Origin of the sequence: Streptomyces sp. NPDC102278, assembly GCF_044766345.1 — a bacterium.
GTDB lineage: Bacteria > Actinomycetota > Actinomycetes > Streptomycetales > Streptomycetaceae > Streptomyces.
In genome coordinates, this window is record NZ_JBIWLV010000005.1 from 77,316 (window position 1) to 92,509 (window position 15,194).

Consider the following 15,194-nt stretch of genomic DNA (forward strand, 5'->3'; position numbering starts at 1 on the left):
CCGTCCCCAGGTTACCGTCCGGGCCCCGGCCGCGCGGGCGGGGCCGCAGCGGCCCGGCCGGCGGCCGCGGGGACGCTCGTCGCGGGGGCCCGCGGGCAGGCCCCCGTGCGACCTGGAACGCGACCTGGAAGGGGGCCCGGGGGCACCGCCGGCAAGCCGGACCGGGGGCCGTGAACAGGCACGCCCGGATCATCACCTGTAAAGATGACCGAGTGCGCACCGAGGATGTCCTGGCCGCGATCGCGACCGGTCTGTGGCGATGGGACAACGCGTCCGGGACCGTCACGCTCGACAGTGAGGCCGCCCGGCTGCTCGGGCTGCCCCCGGAACACGTGGTCCTGCCCGAGGTGGCCGTGCGGTCCCGGTTCCACCCGGTGGACTGGAACGAGATCAACGGCATCGTGAACCTGGCGGTCGCCGAGGGCACCCTCGCCGAGGCCCGGCTGCGGATCATGGACGAGGACGGGCGCGTGCTGCGCACCGTGCGCAGCCGCTCCAAGCCCGTGGAGAACCGCGCGCCGGACGGCCGTGTGGACTACGAGCTGATCGGCACCATCCAGGAGATCGCCGAGCCGCAGCCCGGCACCACCGCCGTGCACACCCCGATCACCGGGGACTGGCGGCGCTCGCGCGAGGCGTTCCTGCTGGACGCGGGCCGGGCGCTGGCCGAGGCACGGTCCACGGCGGAGGTGCTGCGGGTGGCGGCGTCGCTGTCCATGCCCGGGTTCAGCCCCGACGGGCTGGCCGTCTTCGGCCTGGTCGGCGACCGGCTGTCGATCATCGGGCACCACGGGCACGGTCCGGGCGCCGAGGAGCCCTTCGCGCAGATGCGGCTGGACACGGACTATCCGGCGGCGGAGGTCGTGCGCACCGGGCGGGCGATCTACCTGGCGTCCCCCGAGGACTACAAGCGCCGCTTCCCGGCGACCTGGCCCCTCGCCCGGCACTTCGGCCGGATCTCCTGGGCCTACCTGCCGCTGATCGTGGCCGGGCGGACCATGGGCGCCTGGATGGCCGCGTTCAAGCACCCGGTGTCCTTCTCGCCGGACGAGCGGTCCGTGTTGACCACGGTGGCCCGGATGCTGGCCCAGGCCCTCCAGCGGGCGGGCGTCGCGGAATCCGAGCGGGAGCTGACCACCGGCCTCCAGCGGTCGATGATGCCGCAGCTCGGCCCCGAGATCCCGGGCATGACCCTCGCCGCCCGGTACGTCCCGACCGGCGGCGGGCTCCAGGTCGGCGGCGACTGGTACGACATGATCCCGCTGCCGTCGGGCCGGTTCGCCCTGGTCATCGGGGACGTACAGGGCCACGACGTACGGGCCGCCGGGCTGATGGGCCAGCTGCGGATCGCCGTACGGGCCTACGCCTCGGAGGGCCACCGGCCGGACGCGGTGCTCTCCCGGGCCTCCCGGTTCCTCGCGGGGCTGTGTTCCACCCAGGACACGGCCGACTCCGCGTCCTACGACGACGCCGACTTCCACAGCCCGCGCTTCGCGACCTGCCTGTACGTGGAGTGCGACCCGGCGACGGGAACGCTGGAGGTGGCCCGGGCCGGCCACCCCGACCCGGTGGTCCGGATGACGGACGGCACCGTGCTGATGCGGTCCACGGCGGGCGGGCTGCCGCTCGGCATCGTCCCGGACACCGACTACCCGACGACCCGGTTCACCCTCGAACCCGGCGAGACGATGATGCTGTGCACCGACGGGCTCATCGAGACCGGCGGCCACGACCTGGACACCGGCTGGGCCCGGCTGCGGGCGGTCCTGGAGACCGAGACCCCCGACGACGGGACCCTCGACGACGGGTCCCTCGACGACGGGTCCCTCGACGGCGGCGGCATGGCGGCCGGGCACCTGGAGAAGCTGGCCGACCTGCTGGTGCAGGCCGTGCACGGGCCGTCCTCGCACCACACCACCGGCCCGCTGGCCGACCGTCGCGAGGACGACATAGCCGTGGTCCTGCTGTGCCGCGAGGGCGCGGGCTGCGGCTGCGGCACCGTCGAGGCCCACCCGGCGCGGCCCTCCCGCCGCACCCTGCTGACCGTGGCGCAGGCGGAGCCGGCCCGGATCGCGGGGGCGCGGCAGCAGATCCGGGAGCTGCTGCACGACTGGGCGGACTCCGAGCAGGTGGACTCGGCGGTGCTGATGGTCTCCGAGATGGTGACGAACGTGCTGGTGCACACGGACGGCGACGCGGTGCTGGTCGCGGACGCGGTGGGCGAGCCGGGGAGCCGCCGGCTGCGCGTGGAGGTGGCCGACTCCAGCGACGAGCTGCCGCACAAGCGGCATCCGGGCGAGATGGCGTCGAGCGGGCGCGGGGTGCTGCTGATGGAGATGCTCGCCGACGCCTGGGGCGTCGACCCGCGCGGCGAGGGCAAGTGCATCTGGTTCGAGCTGCGCGAACAGTCGAAACCCGACCGGGCCCCGACAGCGGCCCGGCCGTGAACCCGGACGCGGCCCCGGACGTGGACCCGGGCGTGGTCCCCGCCCCACCCGTGGGGGAACCGGCGGTCAACGACCGACCCTGAACGACCGACCGTGAACGACCGACCGACCGTGAACGACGGGCCAGGGCCACACCCCTGGCCATGGTTGGATGCAGCGGTGTCGACTCCCCTGCTCCCCGAGCCCGTCCGGCGGCTGGCCGCCTGATGCGCCGTCTTCCTGCTCGTCACCGGTGTGGTGGGTGTCCTCGTCTGGTTGTGCGTCACCTTCCGGACCGCCGTGACGCCCGCGCTGCTCGCCCTGCTCGGGACGGCCCTGCTCGGGCCGATGCACCGGCGGTTGGTCCGCATGAAGGTCAACCGCTCCCTCGCCGCCGCGCTGACCTGCCTGGCCGTGGTGGCGTTCGTCGGCGGGGTCTCGTACGCGGTCACCCTCGCGCTGATCGACACGGGTGACCAGACCGTCGCCTCGCTGCGGCGCGCCGGCGAGGACCTCACCCGTCACCTGGGCGCGGCCGGGACCTCGTTGGAGGACATGGCGGAGAACGCGAAGGGGCTGCCGGCCAAGTTCGGCGGCACGGCCGCCTCCGGGGTGATCGCCGGGATAAGCGTCGTCGGCGAGGTCATCGGCACCTCGATCCTGGCGCTCCTGCTGATCTTCTTCTTCCTGCGGGACTCCGACCGCGCCGCCGGCGCGCTGCGTTCGCTGGGGCCGCGCGCGGCCGGCGACATCGTGGAGGCGATGGCCCGGCGGGCGTTCGAGGCCGTCGAGGGGTTCATGCGCGGGACCACGTTCATCGCCCTGATCGACGCCGTCTGCATCACGACCGGCCTGCTGATCCTGCGGGTGCCCGGCGCGTTCGGTCTCGGCGCGCTGGTGTTCGTCGGCGCCTACATCCCCTACCTCGGCGCCTTCCTCTCCGGCGCCATCGCCGTCCTCGTCGCCTCGCCGACCGGGGATGGGTGATCGGCCTTGGGTGCTCGGCCTTGGGTGCTCGGCGTGGTGCTCGCCGTACAGGTCCTTGAGGGCAACGTGCTCCAGCCGGTGATCCAGAGCCGTACCGTGCAGATGCACCCGGCGGTGGGCATGCTGGCCATCACCGCCGGCGCCGGCGTGGCCGGGGTCCTCGGCATGCTCCTCGCCGTCCCCCTCACGGCCGCCGCCTTCGGCGTCGCGTCGGAACTCCGCACCCGCTACGGCTCCCCACCCACCCCGGACCACGACCCGACCCCGGCCTGAGGCCTGGTGGCCCGACCCGGCGCACGCCGGTACCGCGGACGACGAAGGCGCCGCCCGGAATCCGGGGGCGCCTTCGTCGTGGGGTGACCGCGTGGGGCGGTCGGTCAGCGGGTGCGCGCCGTCGTGGGGACGGTGCCCAGGCGGCCGGCCTGGAAGTCGTCGAACGCCTGCTGGAGTTCGTGCTTGCTGTTCATGACGAACGGACCGTAGTGCGCCATCGGCTCACGGATCGGGCGGCCGCCGAGCAGGACGACCTCCAGGTCCGGGGCGTTGGAGTCCTGCGACTCGTCCGCGCGGACGGTCAGGGAACCGCCTTCGCCGAACACCGCCGTCTGGCCCTTGTGGATCGGCCGGCGGTCCTGGCCGACCGTGCCGCGCCCGGCCAGGACGTAGGCGAGGGCGTTGAAGTCCTCGCGCCACGGCAGGGTGATCTGCGCGCCCGGGGTGATGGTCGCGTGGATCATCGTGATCGGGGTGTGGGTGATGCCGGGCCCCTCGTGGCCGTCCAGTTCACCGGCGATCACGCGGAGCAGCGAGCCGCCGTCCGGGGTGGACAGCAACTGCACCTGGCCGCCGCCGATGTCCTGGTAGCGCGGGGGCATCATCTTGTCGGTGGCCGGGAGGTTCACCCACAGCTGGAGGCCGTGGAAGAGTCCGCCCGAGACGACGAGGGACTCCGGCGGGGCCTCGATGTGCAGGAGGCCCGAACCGGCGGTCATCCACTGGGTGTCGCCCCCGTTGATGACTCCGCCGCCGCCGTTGCTGTCCTGGTGGACGAAGGTTCCGTCGATCAGGTACGTGACGGTCTCGAAGCCGCGGTGGGGGTGCCAGGGGGTGCCCTTAGGCTCGCCCGGCGCGTACTCCACCTCGCCCATCTGGTCCATCATGATGAACGGGTCGAGGTACTGGTGGTTGATCCCGGCGAACGCGCGGCGCACCGGGAACCCCTCGCCCTCGAAACCACCCGGGGCGGTCGTGACGGCCAGCACCTTGCGGGCGGCGGTCTCCTGGGCGGGCTCCGCGACACGGGGGAGCGTCAACGGGTTCTCCACAGTCACTGCAGGCATGGTCGGAACCTCCTTCTGGCGTCGAGTTTAGTTGAAACTCGAACTTTCTGCCACACCCCGCAGAACAGCGCGCCGCCCGATGTCATTCCCGCGTCAACCCCGACGCCCTGACCCGAGTCTTTCCACCGGACAGGGGACGAGGACCGACCGAGGGGGCCACCACGTGGACGACACCGACCGGAACAGCAGCCGGCACACCACGGAGGCGGGCGATGAGGGAGCGGGCAGCGCGGAGGCGGTCGGCAGCGCGGAGGTCGGGGGCGCGGAGGGGGACGGCCGCGACGGGCTCGACGGGGTCGACGGGATAGACGGGATCGACGGGGTCGACGGGATCGACGGGCGCAGCCAACCGTCCGTACTCGCCGCCCTGCTCTGGTCCCTCGCCACCGCGGCCGGCCTCTTCGGCGCCGGCTACGCCGCCTTCCGCTGGGGGTCGACCGGCATGCCGTTGTCACCGCAGCCCGGCTCCCCGTGGGCGTACCTCGCCACCTGGAGCGCGTTCTGCCTCGTCGGCTGCCTGCTGCTCCGCTGGGCCGCAGTCACCGAGGGCGGCGAGGGCACGGGCTACGTGGTCCTCGTCGTCGCCTTCGCCGGCGTCCGGCTGAGCCTGGCCCACCGCCCGGGCCTCGACCTGCTCTGGGCCTGGGCCGTACCCACCCTCCTGCTGGGCACCGCCGCCGCCCTGGCCTGGCGGCGCCGTACGCACCGCGCCTGAGCCGAGCCGGTCCGCGCCGGTACGCGTCTCACCGCACCCGAGGCGGTCCGCAGCCGGTACGCATCTCACCGCACCCGAGCCGGTACGCATCGCCCCACGCCCGAGCCGGGTACCCGCCCGCACCGCGACGACATCGGCCCGCCCCGGCGGTGCCGGGACGGGCCGATGCGAGGTGGGGGGCGGGCCGTGTGCGGCGGGCCGGACTAGCCGTACATCCGGCGCATCGCGAAGTCGACCATCTGCTCGACCGCCTTCGCGTCGAACACCATCCGGTGGTCGCCCTCCATGTCCAGGACGAAGCCGTAGCCGGTCGGCAGCAGATCGATCACCTCGGCGCCGGTGATCACGAAGTACTTGGACTCCTTGCCGGCGTACTGGCGCAGTTCCTTGAGCGTGGTGAACATGGGGATCACCGGCTGCTGCGTGTTGTGCAGCGCCAGGAAACCGGGGGTGTCACCGCGCGGGCAGTAGACCTTCGAGGTGGCGAAGATCTGCTGGAAGTCCTCGGCGGACAGCGACCCGGTCGTGAAGGCCCGCACCGCGTCGGCGAGCGACGGCGGCGAGGGCTCGGGGTACAGCGGCGGCTGCTGCGCGTAGCCCTGCTGGGGCGGGGGCTGCGCGTAGCCCTGCTGGGCGCCCGGGTTCTGGTCGTAGCCGTACATGCGGCTTACCCTACCGAGCCCCTGCCCCCGTACCGGCCGGTACCGGCCACCACCCTGTCAGCCGGCGAGGCTCCGGGGCCCGACGGCCTTGTATGTCGCCCTACACCGTGAGCCGTGAGGAGAACTCTCGCGGCCGCTTGCCGTTCCGGTAGTCCGCCGCAGCCGACTCGATGAGCCGCAGGGACAGTTCGGGTGGCAACGCGGCGGCCCGCAAACGATCATAGGCGTTGCGACACTGCTGCACCGTCCCTGGCCCTTCGATCACCTGACCCGTGTACATGCTCTCCGTGTACATCACCGGAGGAGCGCCGCTGAACTCCATCAGCCACGTGGACTCGCTCATGAACGGGTGCGCCCCCGCGTCGGCAGGAAGGATCTGCGGCACGAATTGGCGGCGCCGGGCGACGGCCGCGACATGGGCGAGCTGCTCCGCCATGTCGCCGTATCCCAGAATCGGTTGCTGAATGATCGACTCGTGCAGGACGACCCACGAGACGGGCCCCTCGGCGTCCTCCATGACCCACGCACGCTCCCTGCGCGTCCTGATCCGCTCATTCAGCACTCCCTGTGTCACGTGGGGATGCGCCGCGTAGACCACCGCCTCGATGTACGGCTCCAGTTGAAGAGGACCCGGGATGAGCGTGGGCGCCCATTCGACGATGTCGGACGCACGGGCCTCCATCTCCAAGACCTCTGCGAAGTAGCGGCCGTGGATGTGCCGGCGGGCCTTCCGCACGTCCGCACAGCAGCGGGCGAAGAACCCGTCCGTCTCCAGCACCTTGTCCACGTGCTGCGCGAGATCCTCTGGCATGCGGCGCCGACCCCGCTCGATCTCGCTGAGAAAGCTCACCGAGTAGAAGCAACCCCGCACAGTCTGTTCAAGGGTCAGACCGGCTCTCTCACGCTGCCACCGGAGTTCCTTGCCGTAGAACTCGGGAACCCCGGCGGCCCCATCGATCTCTCCGGATGCGGGCACCCCCACCCCTTCCACACCTCGCGTAGGCGAATGCAAACCCTTCCCACGGTACGCACCGCGACCCCACGCTGTGAGGGCTTCGTCACACTCCGCACAGGAACGGACCCCCCATGAGCGACCACGCCGGCGACCGCCTCGCCATCGAGGCACTGACCGAGCTCCGCAGCGCCCTGACCGCGCACGGGATCACGCTCCCCTCCCTCGACCTGCACCTCCCCTCCTACGCCGCGACCCACCGCACCCCGCCGCTCCTCGCCGCTCCTCGCCCTCGGGCAGTGCAACCCGGCCACCGCCCGCGCCCTCGCCGCCGCGCTGAACCGGGCCCCGCGCCGGTGAGGCCGTTCCGGGCCGGGGTGCTCGCGCTGCCGCGGGAGCTGTCGGCGTTGCGGCGGGCCGTGCGGGCGCACGTGGACGCGCCCTGCCACGACCTCCAGCTCTGCGTGAGCGAACTGGTCGGCAACGTGATCGTGCACGTCGGCGAGGGCACCCCCGTGACCCTCGCCATCACCCGCACGGCCGACGGCCGCACCCGGGTGGAGGTCAGCGACCCCGACCCCCGGGTGTGGCCCGTCCTGCGCCGGCTGCGGACGAGGACGAGGGCGGTCGGGGCCTGGCCGTGCTCGACGCCGTGGCCGCCCGTTGGGGCGTGCGGCCCGGCCCGTACAGCGGCAAGACCGTCTGGGCCGAACTCCCGCCCCCGTAGCCCCACCCCCCACGCACCGCCCCCGTGGCCCGCCATCCCCCACGGACCACACCGGAAACCGGTCCGGGACCGCTCCGATGCCCGCGATCCCGGGCCCGCACGGGTCTGGGCTTCCGGCGGCACTCCAGTCACTCTGGCTTGATGCTGGTCACAGTCACCGGTAAGGGGTTGCTTGTTATTACCGACGGGTAGCATCATGACGTTACCGATTGGTATGTACGAGGAACCTGTCTCCCCGAGCCTTAACGGAGCCGTCGCCATGGGGCACTACAAGTCGAATCTCCGCGACATCGAGTTCAACCTCTTCGAGGTGCTCGGACGCGACAAGCTGTACGGCACCGGCCCGTTCGGTGAGATGGACACCGAGACCGCCAAGACCATCCTCGGCGAGATGACCCGGCTCTCCGAGAACGAGCTGGCCGCCTCCTTCGAGGACGCCGACCGCAACCCGCCGGTCTTCGACCCCACCACGAACACCGCGCCCGTCCCGGCGTCCTTCAAGAAGAGCTACAAGGCCTTCATGGACTCGGAGTACTGGCGCCTGGGCCTGCCCGAGGAGATCGGCGGCACCACCTCGCCCCGCTCGCTCATCTGGGCCTTCGCCGAGACGATCCTGGGCGCGAACCCGGCCGTGTGGATGTACTCCTCCGGCCCGGCGTTCGCCGGCATCCTCTTCGAAGAGGGCAACGAGGCGCAGAAGAAGGTCGCCGAGATCGCCGTCGAGAAGCGCTGGGGCTCCACCATGGTCCTCACCGAGCCGGACGCGGGCTCGGACGTCGGCGCCGGCCGCACCAAGGCCGTCCAGCAGGACGACGGCTCCTGGCACATCGAGGGCGTCAAGCGCTTCATCACCTCCGGTGAGCACGACATGGAGGAGAACATCCTCCACTACGTCCTCGCCCGCCCCGAGGGCCACGGCCCGGGCACCAAGGGCCTGTCGCTCTTCCTCGTCCCGAAGTTCCACTTCGACTGGGAGACCGGCGAGCTGGGCGAGCGCAACGGCGTCTACGCGACGAACGTCGAGCACAAGATGGGCCTGAAGGCGTCCAACACGTGCGAGATGACCTTCGGCGACCAGCACCCCGCCAAGGGCTGGCTGATCGGTGACAAGCACGACGGCATCCGCCAGATGTTCATGATCATCGAGTTCGCCCGCATGATGGTCGGCACGAAGGCCATCGCGACGCTCTCCACCGGCTACCTGAACGCCCTGGAGTACGCCAAGGAGCGCGTGCAGGGTCCGGACCTGGCCAACTTCATGGACAAGACGGCCCCCAAGGTCACCATCACGCACCACCCCGACGTGCGCCGCTCGCTCATGACGCAGAAGGCGTACGCCGAGGGCATGCGCGCCCTGGTGCTGTACACCGCCTCCGTCCAGGACGAGATCCAGGTCAAGCAGGCCGCCGGCGAGGACGCCTCCGCGCTCATCGGCCTGAACGACCTGCTCCTGCCGATCGTGAAGGGCTACGGCTCGGAGAAGTCGTACGAGCAGCTCGCGCAGTCGCTGCAGACCTTCGGCGGCTCCGGCTACCTGCAGGAATACCCGATCGAGCAGTACATCCGGGACGCCAAGATCGACACCCTCTACGAGGGCACCACGGCGATCCAGGGCCAGGACTTCTTCTTCCGGAAGATCGTGCGCGACCAGGGCGCCTCCCTGAACGTGCTCTCCGAGACGATCAAGAAGTTCCTCGCCGAGGCCGTCGGCGGCGACGACCTCGCCCCGGCGCGCGACGCGCTCGCCAAGGCCGCCGTGGACCTGGAGGCCATCGTCGGCCAGATGATCGTGGACCTCACCGCCACCGGCGAGGACGTCAAGAACATCTACAAGGTCGGCCAGAACACCACCCGCCTGCTGATGGCCTCCGGTGACGTGGTCGTCGGATACCTGCTGCTCAAGGGCGCGGCCGTGGCCGCGGAGAAGCTGGCGACGGCTTCCACGAAGGACGTCCCCTTCTACACCGGCAAGATCGCCGCCGCGAAGTTCTTCGCGTCGCAGATCCTCCCCGGCGTCTCGGTCCAGCGCGCGCTGGCCGAGTCGGTGGACAACACCCTCATGGAGCTCGACGAGGCCGCCTTCTAGGCGCCCAGGCGCCCCCCAGCTGTACGCGGTGTACGTACGCGGCAACGGCCGGATCCCGTCACGGGGTCCGGCCCGCGCCGTTTTCACGGGGCCGTTCTCCCCTTGTCGGTCGTTCATGGGACGCTCGTAGGCATGAGCCCACAGGATCAGCACGGCAGCAGGGGGTACTCCGTCCCCGCCGGGCGGCCGTACGCCCTCAAGGAGCTGCAGGCGACCCTGGGCAGCCTCGGCGACCACATGCGGGAGCTGTACGACGGCGCCCACCCCGCCGAGTACGACGGCGTGGCCGACGCCCTCTACATCGCCTTCCAGACCGCGTCCGCGCTGGCGCCCGCCAAGAGCTACACCGGCTGCCCCGAGCACCCCAACGGCGCCCTCGACCCCGAGGCCCCCGACGGCTGGGGCCGCTGCCTGATCTGCAACGACCGGCGGCGCCTCGGACTGCGCGGCCAGGGCGGCCGGCCCGCCGGCGCCGCGCCGGCCGCCGGGGAACAGCGCCGGCTCGGGTATCCCGTGCCGGACCCCCCGTACACCCACGAGGTGCTGCGCGCCTTCCTCCGCACGATCGAGGACCGGCGCTTCCACCTGGGTCTGTCCTCCCCGCCGGAGGAGTTCGTGCGGATGGCGGACGACCTGCACCGCGCCTTCATCGTGGCCCGGGAACTGTCCCGGCCGCGGAACGCCTCGGGGTGCTCCGAGCACCCCGGTGCGCCGATCGACCCCGACGCCCCGCCGGGTGAGGCCTGTATCTTCTGCGCCGGACGCAGAAGACGCGCGCAGCGACCGGCACAGACCCCCGAGATGCTCCCGCGCATCCGCCGGGGCGAGCGTCGGCAGTTGCAGCGCAGATTCGAGCGTCCGCCGGGCTGAGGACGACGGGATCGCGGACCACACATCCCGCGCCGCCCCGACCCCTTGCCATCCGCCGCAGCCCGGCCAAGGCGAACACGACCGTCGTTAAGGTGAACCACATGAGCTCTCCCACCCGCTTCGATCGCGGCCACACCGACGATCTGATGACCTTCCTGACGGCGAGTCCGTCGCCGTACCACGCCGTGGCCAACGCCGCGGCGCGGTTGGAGGAGGCAGGGTTTGTGCAGGTGTCGGAAACGGACGCCTGGGACGCGGGCTCGGGAGGCAGGTTCGTGCTCCGCGGCGGCGCGATCGTCGCCTGGTACGTGCCGGAGGGCGCCTCCGCGCACACCCCGTTCCGCATCGTCGGCGCGCACACCGACTCCCCCAACCTGCGGGTCAAGCCGGTCCCCGACATGAGCTCCCAGGGGTGGCGGCAGATCGCCGTCGAGGTCTACGGCGGCCCGCTGCTCAACACCTGGCTGGACCGGGACCTCGGCCTGGCCGGACGGCTGACGCTGCGCGACGGCGCCGACCGCCTGGTGAACGTGGACCGCGCGCTGCTGCGCGTGCCGCAACTGGCCGTGCACATGGACCGGTCGGTGAACGTCGACGGCCTCAAGCTGGACAAGCAGCGGCACATGCAGCCGATCTGGGGTCTGGGAGAGGTCCGGGAGGGCGACCTGATCGCGTTCCTGGAGGAGGAAGAGGGCCTGCCGCAGGGCTCGGTGGCGGGCTGGGACCTGATGGTCCACTCGATCGAGCCGCCCTCGTACCTGGGCCGGGACCGCGAACTGCTCGCCGGGCCGCGGATGGACAACCTGGTGTCGGTGCACGCGGGCGTCGCGGCGCTGGCGGCCGCGGCCCGCTCGGACAAGCCGCTGGACCACATCCCGGTCCTGGCCGCGTTCGACCACGAGGAGAGCGGCTCGCAGTCGGACACCGGAGCGGACGGCCCGCTCCTGGGCAACGTGATGGAACGTTCTGTCTTCGCGCGCGGCGGCACCTTCGAGGACCGGGCGCGGGCCTTCGCCGGCACCGTCTGCCTGTCCTCGGACACCGGGCACGCCGTGCACCCCAACTACGCGGAGCGGCACGACCCGACGCACCACCCGCGCGCCAACGGCGGGCCGATCCTGAAGGTGAACGTCAACCAGCGGTACGCGACGGACGGCAGCGGACGCGCGGTGTTCGCGGACGCCTGCGAGCGGGCCGGGGTGCCGTGGCAGACCTTCGTCTCCAACAACTCCATTCCCTGCGGCACGACGATCGGCCCGATCACGGCCGCCCGGCACGGGATCCAGACCGTGGACATCGGCGTGGCGATCCTGTCGATGCACAGCGCGCGTGAACTGTGCGGCGCGGACGATCCGTTCCTGCTGGCCAACGCCCTGGTGGCGTTCCTGGAGGGCTGACCGCCCCGTCTCCACGACCCCGTCCCGGATCCGTCCGGGGCGGGGTTTTCGCCGTGCGCCGTGAGCCTAGAGGAGCTAGGTTGCAACCTAGAAGCCCTAGGAAAGGTTGCGGCACCATGCACGTCCACACGCTCAAGGTCCCCGGCGCCACCCTCCGTTACGAGACCCGCGGCTCCGGCCCCGCCCTGCTGCTCCTGCCCGGAGGCGGCGCCGACGCCGCCGTGTGGGACCCCCTCGCCGACACCCTCGCCGACCACTTCACCGTCGTTGCCTGCGACCCGCGCGGCACCACGCGCAGCCCGCTCGACGGACCGCCCGAGGACCAGAGCCCGGCCGAACAGGCCGACGACGCCGCGCTGTTGCTGGCGGAGATCACCGACGAACCGGCGCACGTCCTCGGCATCAGCGCCGGCGCGATCGTCGCGGTGGACCTGCTCCAGCGCCACCCGGACCTGGTGCGGCGGGTGGTGGCGCACGAACCGCCGCTGGTGGAACTGCTGCCGGACGCCGCGGAACAGCGGAGCTTCTTCGCCTCCGTCGTGCAGGCCCACCGCGAGCGCGGCGTCGAGGCCGCGATGGCCGTGATGGCGGCGGGCACGGGCGGCGACGACGGCGCCGCGGGCCCCGGCACAGGGGGCGAACGCCGCGCCCCCGCCACGCACACCCCGCCGCCGGAGGTGTTCCGGCGGATGTCCGCGAACGCGCCGTTCTTCCTCGAACACCAACTGCGCCAGTTCACCGGACACGTGCCCGACCTCGACGCGCTGGCCCCGCACGCCGACCGGCTGGTCCCGGCGGCCGGCGAGGAATCGCGCGGACTGCTGCTGCGGCGCCCCGCCGAGGCGCTGGCGCGCCGACTCGGCGTCGAACTGGCGGAGTTCCCCGGCGGACACGTCGGCTGCGTCGAGCGGCCGGCCGCGTTCGCGGACCGGCTGCTCGACGTCCTGCTGAAGTCCTGAGGGGACCCGGGCCGCGGGTCAGTCAGTCGTCCATCCCCGCGAGGACGAGCGGCAGGCGGTCCGTGCCGCCGGCGGTGACCTTCACCGGCACGCCCCAGTCCTGCTGGTGGACGTGGCAGGCCGGGTACTCGTTGGCCGGGTCGTCGTCGCAGGACGCCGCCATCGCCGAGACGTGCAGCACGCCCTCGGTGACGTCCGGGTTCCACTCCAGCTCGCGGAACAGGTCACTGCCCGGGCCCTCGCCCCCCGCCAGCAGCTCCGGCGGGGTCGAGGAGACCAGCAGCCGGGTCGAGGGGCCGTAGCGGGTGTCGAGCTTCTGGCCGCTCGGCGCCTGGAACACCACGTCCAGACGCAGCCGGCCGGCGGCCACCTCGGTCGCCGCCCGCTGCGTGCGGTGCGCGACCGCGTCGACCCGTACCGCCTCCTCCGGCAGGCGCAGCCGGGTCAGCCGGTGCCGCGCCGACTCGACGACCACGATGTCCTCGCCGACCAGCACGGCGTCACTGGGCTCGCGCAGGTCGGTGGCCAGCGTGGTGACCTCGCCCGTCGCCGGGTCGAAGCGGCGCAGGGCGTGGTTGTAGGTGTCGCAGATCGCGACCGAGCCGTCGGGCAGCGCGGTCACCCCGAGCGGGTGCTGGAGCAGCGCCTGCCCGGCGGGCCCGTCGCGGTGACCGAAGTCGAAGAGACCGGTGCCGACGGCGGAGGTGATCGCGTAGCCGGTGTCGGTGCGGTGGACGTAACGCACCGCGCTGGTCTCGGAGTCCGCGATCCACAGCCGGTCCTCGGTGGCCGCGAGCCCGGAGGGCTGCGCGAACCAGGCCTCGGCGGCCGGCCCGTCCACCAGCCCCTCGTTGGTGGTGCCGGCGGCGAGTTCGACGGTGCCGGACTCCGGGTCCCAGGTCCACAGCTGGTGGACGCCCGCCATCGCGATCCACACCTTGCCCTGCCACCAGGCCACGTCCCACGGAGAGGACAGGTCCACCTCCAGGGCGGGGCCGGAGGTGGGCGAGCCCTGCCACCACTGCCGGCCGGTCCCGGCGACGGTCTCGACGACCCCGCTCTCCGGGTCGAAGGTCCGCAGCGCGTGATTGACGGTGTCCGCGACGACCACCCGACCGTCGGGCAGCAGCGCGAGCCCCTGCGGCTCGCTGAAGGCGTCCGGTCCGAGGCCGCGCGCCCCGCTGCCGACGCGCCGTACGACGCTCTCCCCGTCCGGGGCCAGCTCCACGAGCTGGTGCCGGGTCGAGTCGGACACCAGGAGGTTCCCGGACGGCAGGACGAGCGCCTTCCCGGGGAAGCGCAGATCGCTCGCCACGGGCTCGGGCGCCACGTACGGCCCGTCGCCGCGCCGCAGCGTCCCCTTGGCCTCGTGCTCGGCCTCCAGCTCCTCGACCAGCCGCTCGATGGCGTGGGCATGCCCCTCGCCGGCGTGCTGGGCGACGATGTACCCCTCGGGGTCGATCACGACGAGCGTGGGCCAGGCCCGGACGGCGTACTGCTTCCAGGTCGCCAGCTCGGGGTCGTCGAGCACGGGGTGGTGCACCCCGTAGCGCTCGACGGCGTCGACGACGGCGCTGTGCTCGGCCTCGTGCACGAACTTCGGCGAGTGCACGCCGATGATCACCAGGGTGTCCCGGTGCTTCTCCTCCAGCTCCCGCAGCTCGTCGAGCACGTGCAGGCAGTTCACACAGCAAAAGGTCCAAAAGTCGAGAACGGCGATCCGTCCTCGCAGGTCGGCGAGGCTGAGTTCCTTGCCTCCGGTGTTCAGCCAGCCGCCCTTGCCGATCAGCTCGGGGGCACGGAGTCGGGCACTGCGACGGGGCGCGGGGGTGGGCGCCGGGGCGGCATCGTTCATGCTTCAAGCTTGCCATCCTGATGTGAACGCCGGATCACACGCGTACGGCGGTGCCCCCTGGCCCGCCCGCCACACCCGCGCGGGTGACGACGGGGCGGGGCCTTCCTGCTGGTCGACCGGGTGGAGAAGACCGTCACCGTCTTCTCCGAGCTTCGGGACGCCGGTGCCGCTGCCGGAGCCGTTCGACCTCGAACTCGACACCACCGGGCTGTAGGACC

Annotated in this window: 11 protein-coding genes and 1 pseudogene; 8 read left to right on the plus strand and 4 right to left on the minus strand. The window is 72.2% G+C overall.

Annotated elements, in window-relative coordinates; genetic code table 11:
* The first annotated feature begins 212 nt into the window (after positions 1 to 212).
* Both ACIRO3_RS14960 and ACIRO3_RS14965 read left to right on the plus strand, forming a co-directional pair.
* On the plus strand, positions 213 to 2,447 hold the full coding sequence (locus ACIRO3_RS14960) for a SpoIIE family protein phosphatase (protein ID WP_404136487.1): 2,235 nt from the start codon (positions 213 to 215) through the stop codon (positions 2,445 to 2,447).
* A gap of 279 nt (positions 2,448 to 2,726) precedes the next feature.
* Positions 2,727 to 3,686 (plus strand): annotated as a pseudogene (locus ACIRO3_RS14965) (AI-2E family transporter).
* Positions 3,687 to 3,790: 104 nt separating this feature from the next.
* Here the strand turns inward: ACIRO3_RS14965 and ACIRO3_RS14970 are convergent.
* Positions 3,791 to 4,753, minus strand: a complete 963-nt coding sequence (locus ACIRO3_RS14970) for a pirin family protein (protein WP_404136490.1) — start codon at positions 4,751 to 4,753, stop codon at positions 3,791 to 3,793.
* Positions 4,754 to 4,916: 163 nt separating this feature from the next.
* Between ACIRO3_RS14970 and ACIRO3_RS14975 the strand changes: the two genes are divergently transcribed.
* Positions 4,917 to 5,468, plus strand: a complete 552-nt coding sequence (locus ACIRO3_RS14975) for a hypothetical protein (RefSeq protein ID WP_404136493.1) — start codon at positions 4,917 to 4,919, stop codon at positions 5,466 to 5,468.
* A gap of 203 nt (positions 5,469 to 5,671) precedes the next feature.
* On the opposite strand, the gene ACIRO3_RS14980 is transcribed toward ACIRO3_RS14975, so the two are convergent.
* Complete coding sequence (locus ACIRO3_RS14980; RefSeq protein ID WP_365997284.1) at positions 5,672 to 6,130, minus strand: SseB family protein; 459 nt, start codon at positions 6,128 to 6,130, stop codon at positions 5,672 to 5,674.
* Positions 6,131 to 6,230: 100 nt separating this feature from the next.
* Positions 6,231 to 7,106 carry a Scr1 family TA system antitoxin-like transcriptional regulator gene (locus ACIRO3_RS14985; protein WP_404136496.1) on the minus strand — a complete coding sequence of 292 codons (876 nt, stop codon included), beginning with the start codon at positions 7,104 to 7,106 and terminating at the stop codon, positions 6,231 to 6,233.
* 110 nt (positions 7,107 to 7,216) lie between these two features.
* Here ACIRO3_RS14985 and ACIRO3_RS14990 point away from each other — a divergent pair, with 110 nt between their 5' ends.
* From ACIRO3_RS14990 to ACIRO3_RS15010, 5 genes are all read left to right on the plus strand, one after another.
* Positions 7,217 to 7,951 (plus strand): hypothetical protein, encoded by a 735-nt coding sequence (locus ACIRO3_RS14990; protein WP_404136499.1) that lies wholly within the window; start codon positions 7,217 to 7,219, stop codon positions 7,949 to 7,951.
* A gap of 117 nt (positions 7,952 to 8,068) precedes the next feature.
* Positions 8,069 to 9,895, plus strand: a complete 1,827-nt coding sequence (locus ACIRO3_RS14995; RefSeq protein WP_361770515.1) for an acyl-CoA dehydrogenase — start codon at positions 8,069 to 8,071, stop codon at positions 9,893 to 9,895.
* Between the two features lie 132 nt (positions 9,896 to 10,027).
* Positions 10,028 to 10,765, plus strand: a complete 738-nt coding sequence (locus tag ACIRO3_RS15000; RefSeq protein ID WP_361770518.1) for a hypothetical protein — start codon at positions 10,028 to 10,030, stop codon at positions 10,763 to 10,765.
* A 101-nt stretch (positions 10,766 to 10,866) separates the two neighbouring features.
* On the plus strand, positions 10,867 to 12,162 hold the full coding sequence (locus ACIRO3_RS15005) for a M18 family aminopeptidase (protein WP_361770521.1): 1,296 nt from the start codon (positions 10,867 to 10,869) through the stop codon (positions 12,160 to 12,162).
* Positions 12,163 to 12,278: 116 nt separating this feature from the next.
* Positions 12,279 to 13,121 (plus strand): alpha/beta fold hydrolase, encoded by an 843-nt coding sequence (locus ACIRO3_RS15010; RefSeq protein ID WP_404136503.1) that lies wholly within the window; start codon positions 12,279 to 12,281, stop codon positions 13,119 to 13,121.
* 22 nt (positions 13,122 to 13,143) lie between these two features.
* Here ACIRO3_RS15010 and ACIRO3_RS15015 read toward each other — a convergent pair whose 3' ends face one another.
* Positions 13,144 to 14,976, minus strand: a complete 1,833-nt coding sequence (locus tag ACIRO3_RS15015) for an NHL domain-containing thioredoxin family protein (protein ID WP_404136506.1) — start codon at positions 14,974 to 14,976, stop codon at positions 13,144 to 13,146.
* Positions 14,977 to 15,194 lie beyond the last annotated feature (218 nt).

Coding starts and splice junctions, on each gene's coding strand:
- ACIRO3_RS14980 (WP_365997284.1), bottom strand. CDS start 6,130: ATGTACGGCTACGACCAGAACCCGGGCGCCCAGCAGGGCTACGCGCAG.
- ACIRO3_RS15000 (WP_361770518.1), top strand. CDS start 10,028: ATGAGCCCACAGGATCAGCACGGCAGCAGGGGGTACTCCGTCCCCGCC.
- ACIRO3_RS15010 (WP_404136503.1), top strand. CDS start 12,279: ATGCACGTCCACACGCTCAAGGTCCCCGGCGCCACCCTCCGTTACGAG.
- ACIRO3_RS14970 (WP_404136490.1), bottom strand. CDS start 4,753: ATGCCTGCAGTGACTGTGGAGAACCCGTTGACGCTCCCCCGTGTCGCG.
- ACIRO3_RS14995 (WP_361770515.1), top strand. CDS start 8,069: ATGGGGCACTACAAGTCGAATCTCCGCGACATCGAGTTCAACCTCTTC.
- ACIRO3_RS15005 (WP_361770521.1), top strand. CDS start 10,867: ATGAGCTCTCCCACCCGCTTCGATCGCGGCCACACCGACGATCTGATG.
- ACIRO3_RS14990 (WP_404136499.1), top strand. CDS start 7,217: ATGAGCGACCACGCCGGCGACCGCCTCGCCATCGAGGCACTGACCGAG.
- ACIRO3_RS15015 (WP_404136506.1), bottom strand. CDS start 14,976: ATGAACGATGCCGCCCCGGCGCCCACCCCCGCGCCCCGTCGCAGTGCC.